Source organism: Nocardiopsis dassonvillei subsp. dassonvillei DSM 43111 (genome assembly GCF_000092985.1).
Lineage (GTDB): Bacteria > Actinomycetota > Actinomycetes > Streptosporangiales > Streptosporangiaceae > Nocardiopsis > Nocardiopsis dassonvillei.
The window spans coordinates 1,167,244-1,182,763 of the sequence record NC_014210.1 but is presented as its reverse complement, the minus strand read 5'-3'; the positions used below and the strand labels follow the sequence as shown (position 1 = coordinate 1,182,763).

At 72.2% G+C, this 15,520-nt stretch carries 14 protein-coding genes; 4 read left to right on the top strand and 10 right to left on the bottom strand.

Features of this window, described 5'->3' with window-relative positions; genetic code table 11:
• Positions 1 to 87: 87 nt before the first annotated feature.
• A complete protein-coding gene (locus NDAS_RS04810) occupies positions 88 to 1,080 on the top strand; it encodes a hypothetical protein (RefSeq protein WP_232051640.1) in 993 nt (330 codons plus the stop codon).
• A 158-nt stretch (positions 1,081 to 1,238) separates the two neighbouring features.
• On the opposite strand, the gene coaE is transcribed toward NDAS_RS04810, so the two are convergent.
• From coaE to polA, 5 genes are all read right to left on the bottom strand, one after another.
• On the bottom strand, positions 1,239 to 1,841 hold the full coding sequence (coaE, locus tag NDAS_RS04805; protein ID WP_013152014.1) for a dephospho-CoA kinase: 603 nt from the start codon (positions 1,839 to 1,841) through the stop codon (positions 1,239 to 1,241).
• A 48-nt stretch (positions 1,842 to 1,889) separates the two neighbouring features.
• Entirely contained in the window at positions 1,890 to 2,408 is a 519-nt protein-coding gene (locus NDAS_RS04800; protein WP_013152013.1) for a GNAT family N-acetyltransferase, read from the bottom strand.
• A gap of 159 nt (positions 2,409 to 2,567) precedes the next feature.
• Positions 2,568 to 4,058, bottom strand: coding sequence for a 30S ribosomal protein S1 (gene rpsA / locus NDAS_RS04795; RefSeq protein ID WP_013152012.1), 1,491 nt, complete (start codon positions 4,056 to 4,058; stop codon positions 2,568 to 2,570).
• 429 nt (positions 4,059 to 4,487) lie between these two features.
• Positions 4,488 to 4,925: an alternative ribosome rescue aminoacyl-tRNA hydrolase ArfB gene (gene arfB / locus NDAS_RS04790; protein WP_013152011.1), complete on the bottom strand. Its 438-nt coding sequence runs from the start codon at positions 4,923 to 4,925 to the stop codon at positions 4,488 to 4,490.
• Positions 4,926 to 4,970: 45 nt separating this feature from the next.
• A complete protein-coding gene (polA, locus tag NDAS_RS04785; protein WP_013152010.1) occupies positions 4,971 to 7,757 on the bottom strand; it encodes a DNA polymerase I in 2,787 nt (928 codons plus the stop codon).
• Between the two features lie 134 nt (positions 7,758 to 7,891).
• Here polA and NDAS_RS04780 point away from each other — a divergent pair, with 134 nt between their 5' ends.
• Together NDAS_RS04780 and NDAS_RS04775 are read left to right on the top strand one after the other, a co-directional pair.
• Positions 7,892 to 8,320 carry a hotdog fold thioesterase gene (locus tag NDAS_RS04780; RefSeq protein WP_013152009.1) on the top strand — a complete coding sequence of 143 codons (429 nt, stop codon included), beginning with the start codon at positions 7,892 to 7,894 and terminating at the stop codon, positions 8,318 to 8,320.
• Positions 8,321 to 8,846: 526 nt separating this feature from the next.
• A complete protein-coding gene (locus NDAS_RS04775) occupies positions 8,847 to 10,094 on the top strand; it encodes an ABC transporter substrate-binding protein (protein ID WP_013152008.1) in 1,248 nt (415 codons plus the stop codon).
• 226 nt (positions 10,095 to 10,320) lie between these two features.
• Here NDAS_RS04775 and NDAS_RS04770 read toward each other — a convergent pair whose 3' ends face one another.
• From NDAS_RS04770 to NDAS_RS04750, 5 genes are all read right to left on the bottom strand, one after another.
• On the bottom strand, positions 10,321 to 11,421 hold the full coding sequence (locus NDAS_RS04770) for a glycerate kinase family protein (protein ID WP_041552378.1): 1,101 nt from the start codon (positions 11,419 to 11,421) through the stop codon (positions 10,321 to 10,323).
• 52 nt (positions 11,422 to 11,473) lie between these two features.
• Positions 11,474 to 12,073, bottom strand: coding sequence for a PspA-associated protein PspAB (gene pspAB, locus NDAS_RS04765; RefSeq protein ID WP_013152006.1), 600 nt, complete (start codon positions 12,071 to 12,073; stop codon positions 11,474 to 11,476).
• A 148-nt stretch (positions 12,074 to 12,221) separates the two neighbouring features.
• The gene (gene htpX, locus NDAS_RS04760) at positions 12,222 to 13,145 is read right to left on the bottom strand and encodes a zinc metalloprotease HtpX (RefSeq protein WP_013152005.1); all 924 of its coding nucleotides are present in this window, start codon (positions 13,143 to 13,145) and stop codon (positions 12,222 to 12,224) included.
• Positions 13,146 to 13,625: 480 nt separating this feature from the next.
• On the bottom strand, positions 13,626 to 13,904 hold the full coding sequence (gene pspAA, locus NDAS_RS04755; protein WP_013152004.1) for a PspA-associated protein PspAA: 279 nt from the start codon (positions 13,902 to 13,904) through the stop codon (positions 13,626 to 13,628).
• A complete protein-coding gene (locus NDAS_RS04750) occupies positions 13,901 to 14,683 on the bottom strand; it encodes a PspA/IM30 family protein (RefSeq protein ID WP_013152003.1) in 783 nt (260 codons plus the stop codon). The genes pspAA and NDAS_RS04750 overlap by 4 nt, the downstream gene beginning before the upstream one ends.
• A 96-nt stretch (positions 14,684 to 14,779) precedes the next feature.
• Here NDAS_RS04750 and NDAS_RS04745 point away from each other — a divergent pair, with 96 nt between their 5' ends.
• A complete protein-coding gene (locus tag NDAS_RS04745; RefSeq protein WP_013152002.1) occupies positions 14,780 to 15,451 on the top strand; it encodes a DUF3043 domain-containing protein in 672 nt (223 codons plus the stop codon).
• Positions 15,452 to 15,520: the final 69 nt, after the last annotated feature.

Here is a 15,520-nt window from a genome sequence, read left to right as displayed (position 1 = left end):
TTCGACCCGGGCCTCCCCCCACGCGCGGTCGCGCGTATGAAGGCCCATCCCGAGAGACTGCTCCCGGCCGCGGCCCGTCCTCGGCGCGTGCCCACCTGGCGCCAGGGCGCCGCGGTCACGGCCGCGGGGTGCACCACCCTGGCCGCCGTCGCCCTGCTCTCCCCGGCCGCGGTAGCCGTCCTGGTGGCGCTGCTCTGTCTGGGGACGACCGCGGCCGTCCTCGGCCTGGCCTCGCTCAGGGGCTCCTTCACCGACGACTGGGCCGACCTGGTCATGCACGCCTTCTGGGCCCTGCCCGCCTCCACCGTGGGCGTCCTGGGCGCCCGGATGCTGCTCGACCAGGCGCTCGGGCCGGTCGGCGCCGCCGTCCCCGGCGACCCCGCGACCGCCGCCCTCTACCTGGCCGCCGCCGCGGGCGGCGCCGGGGCCATCCTGCGGCCCGGCATGGTAGCCCGCCTGGCCTCGGAGTACGCCGACCGGTACGTGCTGCCCCAGGACTTCGGCCGCACCCACGGCTACGCCTCCCGCACCGAGGAGCCCGAGGCCCACCTGTTCGCCGCGCTCCAGCAGGCCACCGACCGGGTGGAGGAGGGCGTGCGGGTGCTCGGCGACTCCTTCGACGCCGCCCAGACCCTGCCGCTGCTGCGCGAGGAGGAGTGGAAGCTGGCCCAGGAGCTGCTGAGGCTGCGCTCCCTGCGCAGGGAACTGCTGGTGCGCAGGCGCGAGGCCGTGTCCGAACAGGTCACCCGGGCCCTGCAACCGCAGGAGGAGGCGGTGGCCCGCGCCACCGAGGCGCTCGACGGACGGGTCGGGGTGCTGACCGGTTACGGCGACCGGGTGCACGCGGCGGTGACCGCGCACCGCGAGTGGGAGCAGTGCCAGGAGATCGCCGACCGCGCCGGGGACTACGCCGACCTGGCCCTGTTCTCCGCGCAGGAGCGGGTGCGCCCCCAGGAGATCGACGACAGCCTCCTCAGTGTGGAGGCCGCGCACTCGGTCCGCGAGGAGCTGGTGCGCGAGGCCGTGGCCGCCGGGTCGTCCCTGTCCGAGGTCCTGCACCGCGACCGCGGACGGGAGTGACGGGCGATGCGGCGCCAGGCCGACGGGACCGCGTCGCAGGCGGCCCCGGGCCGATCCGCCGACGCGCGGGCCGGGCGGCGCGGGGACCCGCCGGGCAGGCCGTGGAGGTGGTCGGGGGTGGACGCCGCCGGTCCTCCGGCGGGGTCGGCGAGGGCGCGTTACCGGGCGCGTTCGAGGAGTTCGCGCCAGAGTCCGGCCACCCGCTCCGTCAGCTCCTCGCGGGTGCCGGAGTTGTCCACCACCAGGTCGGCGGCGGCCAGGCGGGTGTCCCGGTCGGCCTGCGCGCGGATGCGGGCCTCCACCTGCTCGCGCGGCATGCCGCGGTTGGCCGTGACCCGCTCCACCCGCACCGCGTCGGGGGCGTCCACCACGACCACCAGGTCGTAGAGCGGTCCCAGGCCGTTCTCCACCAGCAGCGGGACGTCGTAGACCACCACCTCCACGCCGGAGGCCACGGCCTCCTCCATGAGCTGGGCGCTGCGCTCGCCCACCAGGGGGTGCACGATGGCGTTGAGCCTGGTCAGGCTGGCCTCGTCGGCGAAGACGATCTCCCCGAGCCGGGGCCGGTCCAGCCGACCGTCGGGGGTGAGCACCCGATCGCCGAACTCGGCGACGACGGCCTCCAGGCCCGGTGTGCCGGGTTCGACGACCTCCCGGGCGATGGCGTCGGCGTCGACCACGGTGGCGCCGTAGGCGGCCAGTTCGGCCGCGACCGCGCTCTTGCCCGAGCCGATCCCGCCGGTGAGTCCCACTGTGAGCATGTGGGAAACCCTAGACGGCCGCCCGCGTCCGCGTCATGGCGCCCCCGCCTACCGCGCGGCCCGGGCGGCGCCGTCCGCGCGCGCTCCGGCCGGGGTGAGCTCCTTGCGCATGTGCACCATGACCAGGTGCTCGGCGACGCGCTCGCGGGAGGTCTCGGCGTACCCCAGGCCGCGGTAGAGGCGCTGCTGACCGGTGTCCTGGGCCCCCGCGGACAGGGTGAGCGCGGCCAGGTCGGGGTGCCGCTCGCGCAGGCGGCCCTCCAGGTCGGCGAGCAGCGCCCGCGCGATCCCCCGGCGGCGCAGGTCGGGCACGACCGCCAGGCGGGAGACCACCGCGCTGGTGCCCATCACCCGCGCCCGCACCGAGCCGACCAGGCGGGTTCCGGCGACCGCCTTGAGCATGAGGGTGTCCTCCTGCCCCAGAAGTCTCTCCACCCTCTCCAGGCTCTCAGTGAGGGCCAGCACGAACGGGTCGCCGAAGGCCTGGGCCTCGTCGACGAACGCCGCGCGCTGGAGGGTGAAGACCTCGCCCGCGTCGGCGGGGGCGGCCGGGTGGATGTCGAACACGTCTCCTCCTGAGGGCCCCTACGTCGGGGGCACGCCACGAGCCTAGCCCCCGGCACCGCCGGCGCCGCGAAACCCGGCCGGGGCCGGGCACGGCGAAGGGCCGCCCCCTCCGGAGAGGGGACGGCCCGAACAGCTTCTCAGCGTGTCCTCGGAGGCTGTTTAGGCCTCGCCACCCGCGAGCTTCTCGCGCAGGGCGGCCAGGGCCTCGTCGGAGGCCAGGGCGCCGCTGGAGGACTCCGAGCCGGACGAGCTGCTGCTCTGTCCGCCACCGGTGTAGTCGTCCTCCTCCGCCGGGGCAGGAGCGTTGGCGGCGTCGGCCTCGGCCGCGCGCGCCTCCTCGACCTGCTTGCGGTGCGCCTCGAACCGGGCCTGGGCCTCGGCGTAGCTGCGCTCCCACTCGTCGCGCTGGGCCTCGAAGCCCTCGAGCCACTCGCCGCTGTCCGCGTCGAAGCCCTCGGGGTACTTGTAGTTGCCCTGCTCGTCGTACTCCGCGGCCATGCCGTAGAGGGTGGGGTCGAAGTCCACCTGGTCCGGCGAGACGCTCTCGTTGGCCTGCTTCAGCGAGAGGCTGATGCGGCGGCGGTCGAGGTCGATGTCGATGATCTTGACGAAGATCTCGGTGCCGACCTGGACGACCTGCTCGGGCACCTCGACGTGGCGCTCGGCCAGCTCGGAGATGTGGACCAGGCCCTCGATGCCCTCCTCGACGCGCACGAACGCACCGAACGGAACCAGCTTGGTGACCTTGCCGGGGACGACCTGGCCGATCTGGTGGGTCCGGGCGAACTGCTGCCACGGGTCTTCCTGGGTCGCCTTGAGCGACAGGGAGACGCGCTCGCGCTCCATGTCCACGTCGAGAACCTCGACGGTGACCTCCTGGCCGACCTCGACGACCTCGCTCGGGTGGTCGATGTGCTTCCAGGACAGCTCGGAGACGTGCACCAGACCGTCGACGCCGCCCAGGTCCACGAACGCACCGAAGTTGACGATCGAGGAGACCACACCCTTGCGGATCTGGCCCTTCTGGAGGGTGTTGAGGAAGGTCTGGCGGACCTCGGACTGGGTCTGCTCCAGCCAGGCGCGGCGGGACAGGACCACGTTGTTGCGGTTCTTGTCCAGCTCGATGATCTTCGCCTCGAGCTCGCGGCCGACGTAGGGCTGCAGGTCGCGCACACGGCGCATCTCGACCAGGGAGGCGGGCAGGAAGCCGCGCAGACCGATGTCGAGGATGAGGCCGCCCTTGACGACCTCGATGACGGTGCCGGTGACGACGCCGTCCTCCTCCTTGATCTTCTCGATCGTGCCCCAGGCGCGCTCGTACTGGGCGCGCTTCTTGGACAGGATCAGGCGGCCTTCCTTGTCCTCCTTCTGGAGGACGAGGGCCTCGACCTGGTCACCGACGGCAACGACCTCGCCGGGGTCGACGTCGTGCTTGATCGAGAGTTCCCGTGAGGGAATCACACCCTCGGTCTTGTAGCCGATGTCGAGCAAGACCTCGTCTCGATCGACCTTCACGATGGTGCCCTCGACAATGTCACCGTCGTTGAAGTACTTGATGGTCTCGTCGATCGCCGCGAGGAAGGCTTCCTCGGACCCGATGTCGTTGACCGCTACCTGGGGTGTCGAGGTGGCCTCGGTGCTGCTCGTCATGTGTGGGTGGACTCCGGATACGGACAGATTCAGAAAGATGGTCACATCGCGGGTTCGAACCCGTCGATCCGTCGTCCGAGGAGCGGAGCCGAGGCGGCGATGAACCGCCTGGACACCAATCGCCAGGTGCAGGGTGTCGACCGGAGCGGCGCGGTCGCGCCGACCCTCACCGGAGACAGCGGACGCACGCAGGAACCCACAACGCTCCCGCCAGAATATGAGACAAGGGCGTCCTGGTCAATCGGAACCCAGGGCAGCCAACCCGGCGTAGGTCGCAATGGCGGCAATTTACCCGAGCATGGCGGTCAAGATCAACTGGGGGGTAGACCCACGTCCGAACGGGGGTTTCGTCCCCGTGGGACGGTCGCTCCGGCGGTCGGGGGCACCGGAGCGAACCCCGGAGGAAAAAGTGCGAAGGGCCGGTTACGGTCAGTCCGTGGGAGGTTTGGAGCGTGACCGTTTGATGGCGCTCCGTTGCTTCTTGGCGTCCAGGCGGCGCTGCTTGGCCCTGCGGCTCGGACGGGTCGCGCGGCGCTCGCGGGCGGGCGGCGCGATCGCCTCCTCCAGCAGGGCGGCCATCCGCTCCCGGGCCTCGGCCCGGTTGCGCGCCTGCGAGCGGTGGGTCTGCACCGTGACCGTGAGCACGTCCCCGACCAGGCGCCCCCGGAGCCGCTCCAGCGCGCGCTGGCGCCGCGTGCCGCCGAGGCAGGCCGCCACGTCCAACGACAGCGACACCCGGGTGTCGGAGGTGTTGACGTGCTGGCCGCCGGGCCCCGAGGAGCGTGAGAAGCGCCACGTGAGGGCGTCGGCGGGGACGGTGACCGGACCCGCGCTCAGCCCCTCGTCGGCCGTGCTCCGTGTCGTCACCGTCCCCCACCCTTCCGTCGCGCGCGGGCCGCGCGCGGCCCCTGTTCAGTGCGCGGCGTCGTGCCAGTTCTGGCCGCTGCCGACCGAGACGGCCAGCGGCACACGCAGATCATAGGCGGAGCTCATCTCGCGCGCCACGATGTTTTCGACCTCCGCGCGCTCGCCGGGAGCGACCTCCACCACGAGTTCGTCGTGCACCTGGAGCAGGACCCGCGAGGTGAGCCCGCCCTCGGTGAGGGCCGCGTCCACCCGGAGCATGGCCACCTTGATGATGTCGGCGGCCGACCCCTGGATCGGCGCGTTGAGCGCCATCCGCTCGGCCATCTCCCGGCGCTGGCGGTTGTCGCTGGTCAGGTCGGGCAGGTAGCGGCGCCGCCCCAGGATGGTCTCGGTGTAGCCGACCCGGCGGGCCTCCTCGACCATGGCGTTGAGGTAGTCGCGCACCCCGCCGAACTCGGCGAAGTAGTCCTCCATGAGGCGCTTGGACTCCTCCGGCGTGATCCCCAGCTGCTGGGAGAGGCCGTAGGCGCTCAGCCCGTAGGCCAGGCCGTAGCTCATGGCCTTGATCCTGGACCGCGCCTCGCCGTCCACCTGCTCGACCTCGACGTCGAAGATCTGCGCGGCCATCTGCGCGTGGAAGTCGTAGCCGCTGTTGAAGGCGTCGATCAGCGCCTGCTCGCCCGACAGGTGCGCCATGATGCGCAGCTCGATCTGGCTGTAGTCGGCGGTGAGCAGCTCCTCGTAGCCCTCCCCCACGACGAACGCGCGGCGGATGCGCCGCCCCACGTCGGTGCGCACGGGGATGTTCTGGAGGTTGGGGTCGGTGGAGCTCAGGCGCCCGGTCGCCGCCACCGTCTGGTTGAAGGTGGTGTGGATGCGGCCGTCGTCGGCGACGGTCTTGATCAGCCCCTCGACCGTGGTGCGCAGCTTGGTCTGGTCGCGGTGGTGGAGAAGGACCGCGGGCAGCTCGTTGTCGGTCTGGGAGGCCAGCCACGCCAGGGCGTCGGCGTCGGTGGTGTAGCCCGTCTTGATCTTCTTGGTCCTGGGCAGGCCCAGGTCCTCGAACAGCACCTGCTGGAGCTGCTTGGGCGAGCCGAGGTTGAACTCGCGGCCCACGATCTCGTGCGCGCGCTCCACCGCGACCCGGCCCGCCGCGGCGAACTCGCCCTGGAGCTCCTCCAGGTAGGGGCGGTCGGCGGCGATCCCCGCGCGTTCCAGGCGCGCCAGCACGTCCACCAGCGGCAGCTCGACCTCGTGCAGCAGGTGGGTGCCGCCGCGCTTGTCGAGTTCGGCGGAGAGCACCCCGGCCAGGTCGCGGGTGGCGCTCGCGCGCACGGCCAGCAGGTGCTGGCGGCCCGAGCCCGCCCCGTCCTCGCCGCCCAGGTCCAGGGTGAGCTGGTCGCCGGAGGAGTCCTCCTCCAGCTCCCGGCCCAGGTACTTGCGGCACAGGTCGGCCAGGTCGAAGCGGCGCTGCCCCGGCTGGACCAGGTAGGCGGCCAGGGCGGTGTCGCTGACCACCCCGCCCAGCTCCCACCCGTGCGCGCCCAGGGCCAGCAGGGCGCCCTTGTACTCGTGCACGGCCTTGGGGCGGCGGGGGTCGGCCAGGAAGTCCGCCAGCGCCTCGGTGTCGGCGGGGTCCAGGGCGGTGGGGTCGACGAACACGGCGTCACCGGAGGGCACGCTGATCGCCAGCGCGTCCACCCGGCCGGTGCCCTGTCCCCAGGCGCCGTCCAGGGCCAGTCCGGCGGGGGCGGTGGGCGTGAGGGTGTCGGAGGCCGCGTCGTCGGGGGCGGCGTGCGCGGCCAGCCAGGGGGCCAGCTCGCCGGTCCCGGCCACGGTCAGTTCGACGCGGAAGCCCTCGACCGCCTCGGTCCCCGTCTCCCCGGAGCCGTCCTCGGGCAGGCGGACGACGGCGTAGAGGCGCTCGCGCAGGTTGGAGGCGAACTCCAGGTTGTCGAAGAGCGCGTCGATCCCGGTGCGGTCGGCCTCGCCCAGGGCCAGGGCGGTGACCTCCGCGTCCAGCTCCACGTCCGTGGCCAACCGGTTGAGCCGCTGGTTGCGCAGGACGTCGTCCAGGTGGTCGCGGAAGCTCTGCCCCGCCTTGCCGGTGAGCTCGTCGGCGTGGGCGACCAGCTCGTCCAGGGACCCGTACTTGGTGATCCACTTGGCGGCGGTCTTGGGGCCCACGCCCGGCACACCGGGCAGGTTGTCGGCCTTCTCCCCCACCAGCGCGGCCAGGTCGCGGTAGCGCTCGGGGGTGACCCCGTACTTGTCCTCGACCGCCGCGGGGTCCATCCGCCGCAGGTCCGACAGGCTCTTGCCCGGGTACAGGACCGTGCAGGAGTCGGTGACCAGCTGGAAGGCGTCGCGGTCGCCGGAGGCGATGAGCACCTCCATCCCGGCCTCGCCGCCCTGGTGGGCCAGGGTGGCGATGACGTCGTCGGCCTCGAACCCCGGGGCGGACAGGTTGGCGACGCCGATCAGCCGCATCAGGTCCTGGGTGAGCGGCACCTGGGAGGGGAACTCCGGCGGGGTGTCGGAGCGGCCGTCCTTGTACTCGGCGTACTCCTCGTGCCGGAAGGTGGGGCCGGACAGGTCCCAGGCCACCGCGACGTGGGTGGGCTCCTCGTCGCGCAGCAGCTTGACCAGCATCGACGCGAAGCCGTACACGGCGTTGGTCGACTGCCCGGTACTCGTGCCGAACTTGTCCACCGGGAGCGCGAAGAACGCGCGGAAGGCCATCGAGTGGCCGTCCAGGAGGAGGAGCCGGGGGCGCCTGCCGCCGTCGCCGCTCCGGGTTGTCTGGTCGGGGGTCTCTCGCTTGGTCACCACAGGTGAATCCTAGGATGCGACGGAGACACTTCGCGGCCATACCGCGAGGGCAGTGACACGACGGCGTGGACTCCGCCCCGGTCCGGCGCGGCCCGGGCCCGGCCGCGGCGGGGCCCCGAGGAGGCGGAGGGCACATGACGACGGACTCCGAGGCGATGCGGCGGATGCTCGGCACGGGCGCGCTCGCGGGCGGCCTGGGCGAGCGCATGGGCATCGAGGTGACGGAGGCGTCCGCCGAGCGCGTGGTGGGCCGGATGCCGGTGGAGGGCAACGTCCAGCCGTTCGGGCTGCTGCACGGCGGCGCGTCGTGCGTGCTGGCCGAGACCCTGGGGTCGATCGGCGCCACGGCCCACGCCTCCCGGTTCGGCAAGGTCGCGGTCGGTATCGAGATCAACGCCACGCACCACCGCTCGGCCACCGAGGGGCACGTGACCGGTGTGGCCACGCCCGTGCACCTGGGCCGGACGCTGGCCACGTGGGACATCACCATCACCGACGACGGGGGCCGGAAGGTGTGCACCTCCCGGCTCACGTGCATGCTGCGCGAACTGCCGGGGGCGTAGTAGCGGGTCCGGCCTCCGGGGAGTGCTCCGGCGCGTCCGCGGTCGTGTCCCGGAGCCGCTGACGGCGGTTCCGGGGCGGGCACTGCGGGCGGGTCCCTCAGGGGTGGCCGTCCCTTCTGCTCGGCGTATAGCGGTCAAGGGTTTTCTCGTTTTAAGGAAGGACCGCTTCACACCCGCGTGTAGTACGCCTGTGGCTTTCCTCCGGCCCGGCCGCCGCCCTTGACGGCCGGGCCGCGTCATGCCTGATCACCGCGACACTTCGCTACCCCCCGAGCACGGAAAGCTGTGATCTGTACAGAGACGAAACGCCGGATGTCAATGATGACTACAGAGCCATAACAGCCTGACGGCGAGTCGGCACCAACGCCCCTTCCGTCCTTTCCGCGCCAGAACTTTCATGATTAAGCTCCGCTAACGCTCCTGATTAAGTCATGCCACACATCACGGACATTCAGGACGCGCATGCTCATGGCACGGCTGCCCCGCGCAGCACGTGCTTCGCCGGTTGAACGGAGTGACCACGATCATGGCTAGCAAGAAGGTCCTAGGCCTCACTGCCGCAACCGCGGCCCTCGTCCTCGGCCTGACCGCGTGTGGCAGCGACGGGGGAGAGGGAGGCGGCGGCGGTGAGGGCGGTGAAGAGTTCACCTACGGCATCCTCTACCCGCAGACCGGCAACCTCGCCTTCCTCGGCCCGCCCCAGATCACGGCCGCCGAGTACGCGATCTCCGAGATCAACGCCGCGGGCGGCATCCTCGGCACCGAGGTCCCCGCCATCGTCGAGGGCGACGAGGCGGGCGACAACGCCCAGGCCAACGAGGCCGCCAACAACCTCGTCTCCGACCAGGTGAACGCCGTCATCGGCGCCGCGGCCTCCGGCATGACCCAGGCGACCTACGACACCATCACCGGTGCCGAGATCGTCCAGTGCTCGGGCTCCAACACCGCCGCCGAGCTGAGCGAGATCGAGGACAACGGCTACTACTTCCGCACCGCGCCGAGCGACCTGCTCTCCGCGGTCGTGATGGCCCGCACGATGGTCGAGAACGGCAACCAGAACATCGCCATCGTCGCGCGCGCCGACGACTACGGCGGCGGCTACGCGGGCGCCCTCCAGACGGAGCTGGAGAACCTGGGCGCCCAGGTCGTGGTCAACGAGACCTACGACCCGCTGGCCACCACCTTCGACTCGGTCGTCAACAGCGTCACCACCGAGGAGCCGGACGCCGTCGCGCTCATCGCCTTCGAGGAGGGCGCGCAGGTCATCGCCCAGCTCCTGGAGGGCGGCACCGAGGGCGAGCAGCTCTACGTCACCGACGGCCTCAACGACCCGAACCTGGGCGAGACCGTCAGCGCCGACAGCCCCGAGAGCGTCACCGGCATCACCGGTATCGCCCCGAGCGCGGACAACCCCGAGTTCACCGAGGGCCTGACCAGCTTCAACGAGGAGCTGGAGGTCTTCCAGTTCGCCCCGCAGGTCTACGACTGCGTCACCGTGATCGCCCTGGCCGCCGAGGCCGCGGGTAGCGTGAACCCGTCCGAGTACGTCGCCGAGCTGCCCAACGTCAGCCGTCCCGAGGGCACCGAGTGCGGCACCTTCGAGGAGTGCCGCGACCTGCTGGCCGACGGTGAGGAGATCAACTACCAGGGCGTCAGCGGCAACATCGACTTCAACGACAACGGCGACCCGACCGCCGCCACCTTCGAGATCTTCCACTACGGGGAGGACGGCCACGAGATCCTGGCCTACGAGGAGCACTCCCTGGAGGAGTAGCGGCAACGGCTCGTGGCGGCCCCGCCGCACACGGCCCGGTCCCTGACGACACACGCGAAGCGGCGCCCCGGGAGCGGGTTCTCCCGGGGCGCCGCTTCGCGTGTGCGCGCCCCGCGGCACAGGGGCGCGGGACGAGCGGGGGGACCTGGGAGGGGGCGGGGGGCGACCCGCCCCCTCCGTGTCCGACGGGCTCCGGTCCCGGCCGGGGCCCGGCGTCACCGGGGGTTCAGCGGGTCCAGCGGCGGGCGATGTCGGCGGCCAGGGCGCGCAGTTCGTCCGCGGAGCGGGTCATGGCGGCCTCGACCGAGCCCGAGGACTCCACGAGGGAGTAGGTCTCGGTGATCCCGGCGGCGGCCGCCTCGGCGCGGCCGACCTTGACCGCGCCCGCGGTCACCACGCAGGGGACGCCGTGCTTGTTGGCGGCCTGGGCGACGCCGTGGGGCAGCTTGCCGCGCAGGGACTGGGAGTCGAAGGAGCCCTCGCCGGTGATGACCAGGTCGGCCTCCGAGAGGCGCTCGGCCAGGCGCACGGAGTCCAGGACGCGGCTGATGCCCGACTCGACGGTGCCGCCGAGCAGGAGCAGGGCGAAGCCCAGGCCGCCCGCGGCTCCGGCACCGGGGGTGTCGCGGACCTCGCCCCCGGGGTCGACGCGGTCGGCGAAGGCGTTGAGGGCGGCGTCCAGGCGCTGCACCTGGTCGGGGTCGGCGCCCTTCTGGGGCCCGAAGACGGCGCTGGCCCCGTGGATGCCCAGCAGGGGGTTGTCGACGTCGGTGGCGGCGACGATACGGACCCCGGCCACGGCCCGGCGGGCCGCGTCGAGGTCGACGTCCCCGGGGTCGGCCAGGGGGCCGCCGCCGTGGCTCAGGCGGTCGGCGGGGGTGGCGCCCAGGGCGGCCAGGAGACCGGCTCCGGCGTCGTTGGTGGAGCTGCCGCCGAGTCCGACGACGACGGTGCGGGCGCCGGAGCGGACCGCGTGGGCGACCAGCTCGCCGACGCCGCGGGTGGTGGTTCGGCCGGGGTCGCGGTCACCGGAGGGCACCAGGTGCAGGCCGCAGGCCTGGGCGCTCTCCACGTAGGCGGTGTCGCCGTCCAGGAGGTACTCCGCGGTCACGGGCGCGCCGAGGGGGCCGGTCACCTCGGTCCGGTGCACCTCGCCGCCGAGGGCCGTGTGCAGGACCTCGACGAAACCGGGGCCGCCGTCGGAGAGCGGCAGCAGGTCCGTCGTGGCGGAGGGATCGGTCCGGTGCCAGCCGTCGGCGACCGCCTGCGCGGCTTCGAGGGCGGAGAGGGTACCGGCGAACTTGTCAGGAGCGATGAGGATACGCACCGGACCAGTGTGCCAGGCCACATTTCTCCCGGCGCGGGGTACCCCCCGCTGGTCAGAGGCCGGGCGCCCCGTAGACGGGGAACCAGCGGGAGCGGTCCTCCTCCAGGGGCAGGTCGCGGCCGATGGCGGCCTCGGCCTGGAGTTCCAGGGCGTTGTCCCTGCGGCCGCCGTCGCCGACCGGGGCGAAGGGGTAGAAGGTGCCGCGCTTGTAGAGGTAGACCAGCCCCAGCGAGCGCGTGCCGTCGGTGAAGCCGACCAGGGAGCACAGGAGGGAGGGCCCGTAGCCGTTGGCCTCCAGGGTGGAGTTGACGGCGTGCAGGTCGGTCACCAGGCCGGTGATGTCGGGGTCGGCGGACCCGTCCGGGCCCCGGGCCGGGTCGGCCGCACGGACCACCAGCCAGGTGTAGCCGTAGTCGTCGGTGACCTGTTCGACGGGCGTCCCCCCGTCGGCGTCGAGCAGCTCGGTGACGTCGCGTTCCAGGTCGGCGAAGGCGGCGCCCTCGGTGGGTCTGAAGGCGACGGAACCGGTGCCGGTGGGCGTGAAGCCCGCGGCGGCCCGCAGGGTGACCGACGCCGAGGGCAGGCCGAACAGGGCGTCGAGGTCGGGCTGGGCCGGTTCGGAGCGCCCGAACAGCGCTCGCCAGAAGCTCATCGTGGCCGGTCCTCTCTCGTGGTCGTGTCGATTGCGCGCGGACCGGATCGACGCCGTGTCCGCCAGGGCGGATCGGTGCGGCCGCCGCCCGCCTCCCGGGGCGACGGCCCGGCGCGGCCGTCCCCTCCGGCGGCCTCCCCGGACGGGGTCAGCGCCCCTGCCCGAGCTGGCGCGAGATGTCGGACAGCTGCTCCAGCCGCTGCTGCACCGGCGGGTGGGTGGCGACCAGCTGGCTGAAGCTGAACCCCTCGCGGGAGGAGGCCGGGGCGAAGAAGAAGGCGTTGAACGGCTCAGCCTGGCGCAGGTCGCGGGTGGGGATGCGGGACATGTCCCCGGTGATCTTGGTCAGGGCGCTGCCCAGCACGGACGGGCGCCCGGTGAGGTAGGCGGCGGCGCGGTCGGCCGACAGCTCCCGGTAGCGCGACAGCGCCCGGGTGAGCAGGAAGCTGAGCGCCCAGGCCACGGCGCTGACGGCCACGACGAGCAGGGCGACCACGGCCGGTGCGGGCCCGTTGCTGTTGTTGCCGCGCGTCGCCCCGGCGAACATCGCGAAGCGCAGCCCGGCCTGGGTGAGGAACCCGGCCACGATGCCGAGGAACCCGGCGACGGTCATCACCATGACGTCGCGGTGGGCGATGTGGGACAGCTCGTGCGCCAGGACCGCCTCCAGCTCGGGGCCGTCGAGGCGGCGCATGAGGCCGGTGGTCACGCACACGACCGCGGACTTCTCGTTGTGCCCGGTGGCGAAGGCGTTGGGCACGTCGGTGTCGGCGATCCCCACGCGGGGCTTGGACATGTCCGCCATGGCGCACAGCCGGTCGATGAGGGCGTGCAGCTCGGGAGCCTGCTCCGGGGAGACCTCCTTGGCGCCCATGGCGAACATGGCGATCCTGTCGGAGGCGAAGTAGCTGAACAGCGCGAACCCGGCGACGATGAGCAGCACCAGCCACACGTTGAGGCCCACGAGGACCAGCCCGACGACGAAGGCCGCGTAGACGAGGACGAGCAGGCCCATGGTCGTCACCATGCGGGTGGTCAGCCCCCGGTCAGGTCTGAACTTGGATCCGGCCATGCCGTAGTCCCCTCCGCCGACGCGTCGACTGTCTCGGAGTGTAGTTCGCCCAGGTGGGAAAGGGTATGAGGTGGTCCGACCGCCGCGTGTTCACCGGCCCCGCCCCGCCCGCTCCCGGCCCCGCCGGCGCGGCCGCCTCGGCGGACCGTCCCCCACGCGCACCGCGGGTCCCCGTGTTCTCCCTTTCCCCTCCACCACGTCCAACGGGCGGGGGTCCCGCCGAGGTTCCTGGACCGGGGGCGACGCACGCCACACGAGGCCTGCCGCAGGCCTGCCGCGTACGCCCCGGACCTGCGCTCCGGGCGGGCGCGTACGCCCCCGGGCACGCGAAAGCCGCCGTGACACGTGGTCACGGCGGCCTGGAAACGCGCGCGCAGGCACCGAGCGCCGCAACGGCCGACCGGGATCCGGCCCGCCGTGCGCACTCACCGGTCCGGGCACACCTGGACGGAGGCGGTGCGCCGGACGGAGGACCCGGTCCTAGCCGGGGATCAGACCGTCGTCCTGGAGCATCTCCCGCACCTCTTCCATGGTGGCGTCGGCGTGGGGGAGGATGAACTGCGAGGGCTCCAGCGCGTCGGGCGGCAGCGGCCGACCGTCCTCGCGGACCCTCTCCAGGAGGTCGTGCAGGGCACGGCGGAACGTGGCCTCGTCGCCCGACTCGATCGCCGACTCCAGCGCGGAGTCGAAGGAGTTGAGCAGCTCCAGGTCGGCGTCGGTGAGGTCGAGCTGACCCTCACCCATGATGCGGACGATCACGCGCCCTCCCGGTTACCGGTGCCGCCGGTGTTACCGGCGCCGTTGCCGCCCTCGATCTGGGGGGTGGAACCGCCGCTGCCCTGGCCGAGCTCCATCTTCATGCGCTCCAGCTCGGCCTCGACGCCGGTGGTGCTGGCCATGCGGTCCAGCTCGCTCTGGATGTCGTCCCTGGCGGTGCCGGTGACGTCGTCGAGCGCGCCGGAGGCGAGCAGCTCGTCCACGGCGCCCGCGCGGGCCTGCATCTCGGCGGTCTTGTCCTCGGCGCGCTGGACGGCCATGCCGACGTCGCCCATCTCCTCGGAGATGCCCGAGAAGGCCTCGCTGATCTGCGTCTGGGCCTGGGCGGCGGTGTAGTTGGCCTTGATGGTCTCCTTGCGCGTGCGGAAGGCGTCCACCTTGGTCTGGAGGCGCTGGGCCGCCATGGTGAGCTTCTGTTCCTCGCCCTGGAGGTTGGCGTGCTGCCCGCGCAGGTCCTCGATCTGCTGGGACAGGCCGGAGCGGCGGGTCAGGGCCTCGCGGGCGAGGTCCTCGCGCCCCTGCGTCAGGGCGGCGCGGCTCTGGTTCTCCAGCTTGCCGGACTGCTGCTCCAGCTGCTGGATCTGGAGCTCGACGCGCTTGCGGGAGGTCGCGACGTCGGCCACACCGCGCCGCACCTTCTGTAGAAGCTCGAGCTGCTTCTGGTACGAGTAGTCGAGCGTTTCCCTTGGGTCCTCGACCGAGTCCAAGGCCTTGTTGGCCTTGGACCTGAAGATCATCGAAAGTCGCTGAAACACGCTCATCGGCGTGGCCGTCCCCTTCTCGGTGCGTACATCGGCTGTTCCCAGCGGGCGCTTTGCCCAACCCTACGCGCTCTGGCCCGCGGTCGCCATAAAGCTATGACCGGCTACCCTGTGGGTGTGTTCCGACGTCGCTCCGCTTCCGCAGCCACGGATCCGGCCTCCGCCGAATCCGCCAGCCCTGAGGCCACTGAGTCCACCCAACCTAAGGGATACACGCCCAAGAAGGGTGTTCCCACCCCAAAGCGCAGGGAATCCGAGCCCAACCCCCGCCGACCGCTCAAGGCGCCCGAGACGCGCAAGGAGGCCTACCAGGCCTACCGGGACCGTCTTGACCGCCAACGCGGCAGGGGCACCGCGAGTTCCGCGATCAAGGGCGTGCCCAAGGACGAGGCCCGCTACTACCGGCAGCAGGACCTCGGCGAGGCCCGGGCGTTCGCCCGCGACTTCGTCGACTCGCGCCGCAGCGCCAGCGAGTTCTTCCTGCCGTTCTCGATCCTGATCATCGCGCTGCTGTTCATCAACATCCCGATGTTCCAGATCGGCGTGGCCTACGTCCTATGGCCGCTGATGATGGTCACCATCATCGCCGAGGGCGTCATGGTGGGCCGCACGGTCAAGAGGCGCGCCGCCGAGTACTTCCCCGACGACCCCGCCGTCAAGGGCATCGGAATGTACGCGGCCATGCGCCAGCTCCAGTTCCGCCGCCTGCGCCTGCCCAAGCCGCGGCTCAAGGTCCGCGAGGACCCCACGCCCCGCCGCGCGCACTGACGGCTCCCACCACCGCCTCCCCCGACGACGTGAGCCCGGGCCGGTCCCAGCACCGGCCCCTCACTCCCC

Coding starts and splice junctions, on each gene's coding strand:
- NDAS_RS04780 (WP_013152009.1), top strand. CDS start 7,892: ATGACGACGGACTCCGAGGCGATGCGGCGGATGCTCGGCACGGGCGCG.
- pspAB (WP_013152006.1), bottom strand. CDS start 12,073: ATGAGCTTCTGGCGAGCGCTGTTCGGGCGCTCCGAACCGGCCCAGCCC.
- rpsA (WP_013152012.1), bottom strand. CDS start 4,058: ATGACGAGCAGCACCGAGGCCACCTCGACACCCCAGGTAGCGGTCAAC.
- NDAS_RS04775 (WP_013152008.1), top strand. CDS start 8,847: ATGGCTAGCAAGAAGGTCCTAGGCCTCACTGCCGCAACCGCGGCCCTC.
- NDAS_RS04750 (WP_013152003.1), bottom strand. CDS start 14,683: ATGAGCGTGTTTCAGCGACTTTCGATGATCTTCAGGTCCAAGGCCAAC.
- NDAS_RS04745 (WP_013152002.1), top strand. CDS start 14,780: ATGACCGGCTACCCTGTGGGTGTGTTCCGACGTCGCTCCGCTTCCGCA.
- htpX (WP_013152005.1), bottom strand. CDS start 13,145: ATGGCCGGATCCAAGTTCAGACCTGACCGGGGGCTGACCACCCGCATG.
- coaE (WP_013152014.1), bottom strand. CDS start 1,841: ATGCTCACAGTGGGACTCACCGGCGGGATCGGCTCGGGCAAGAGCGCG.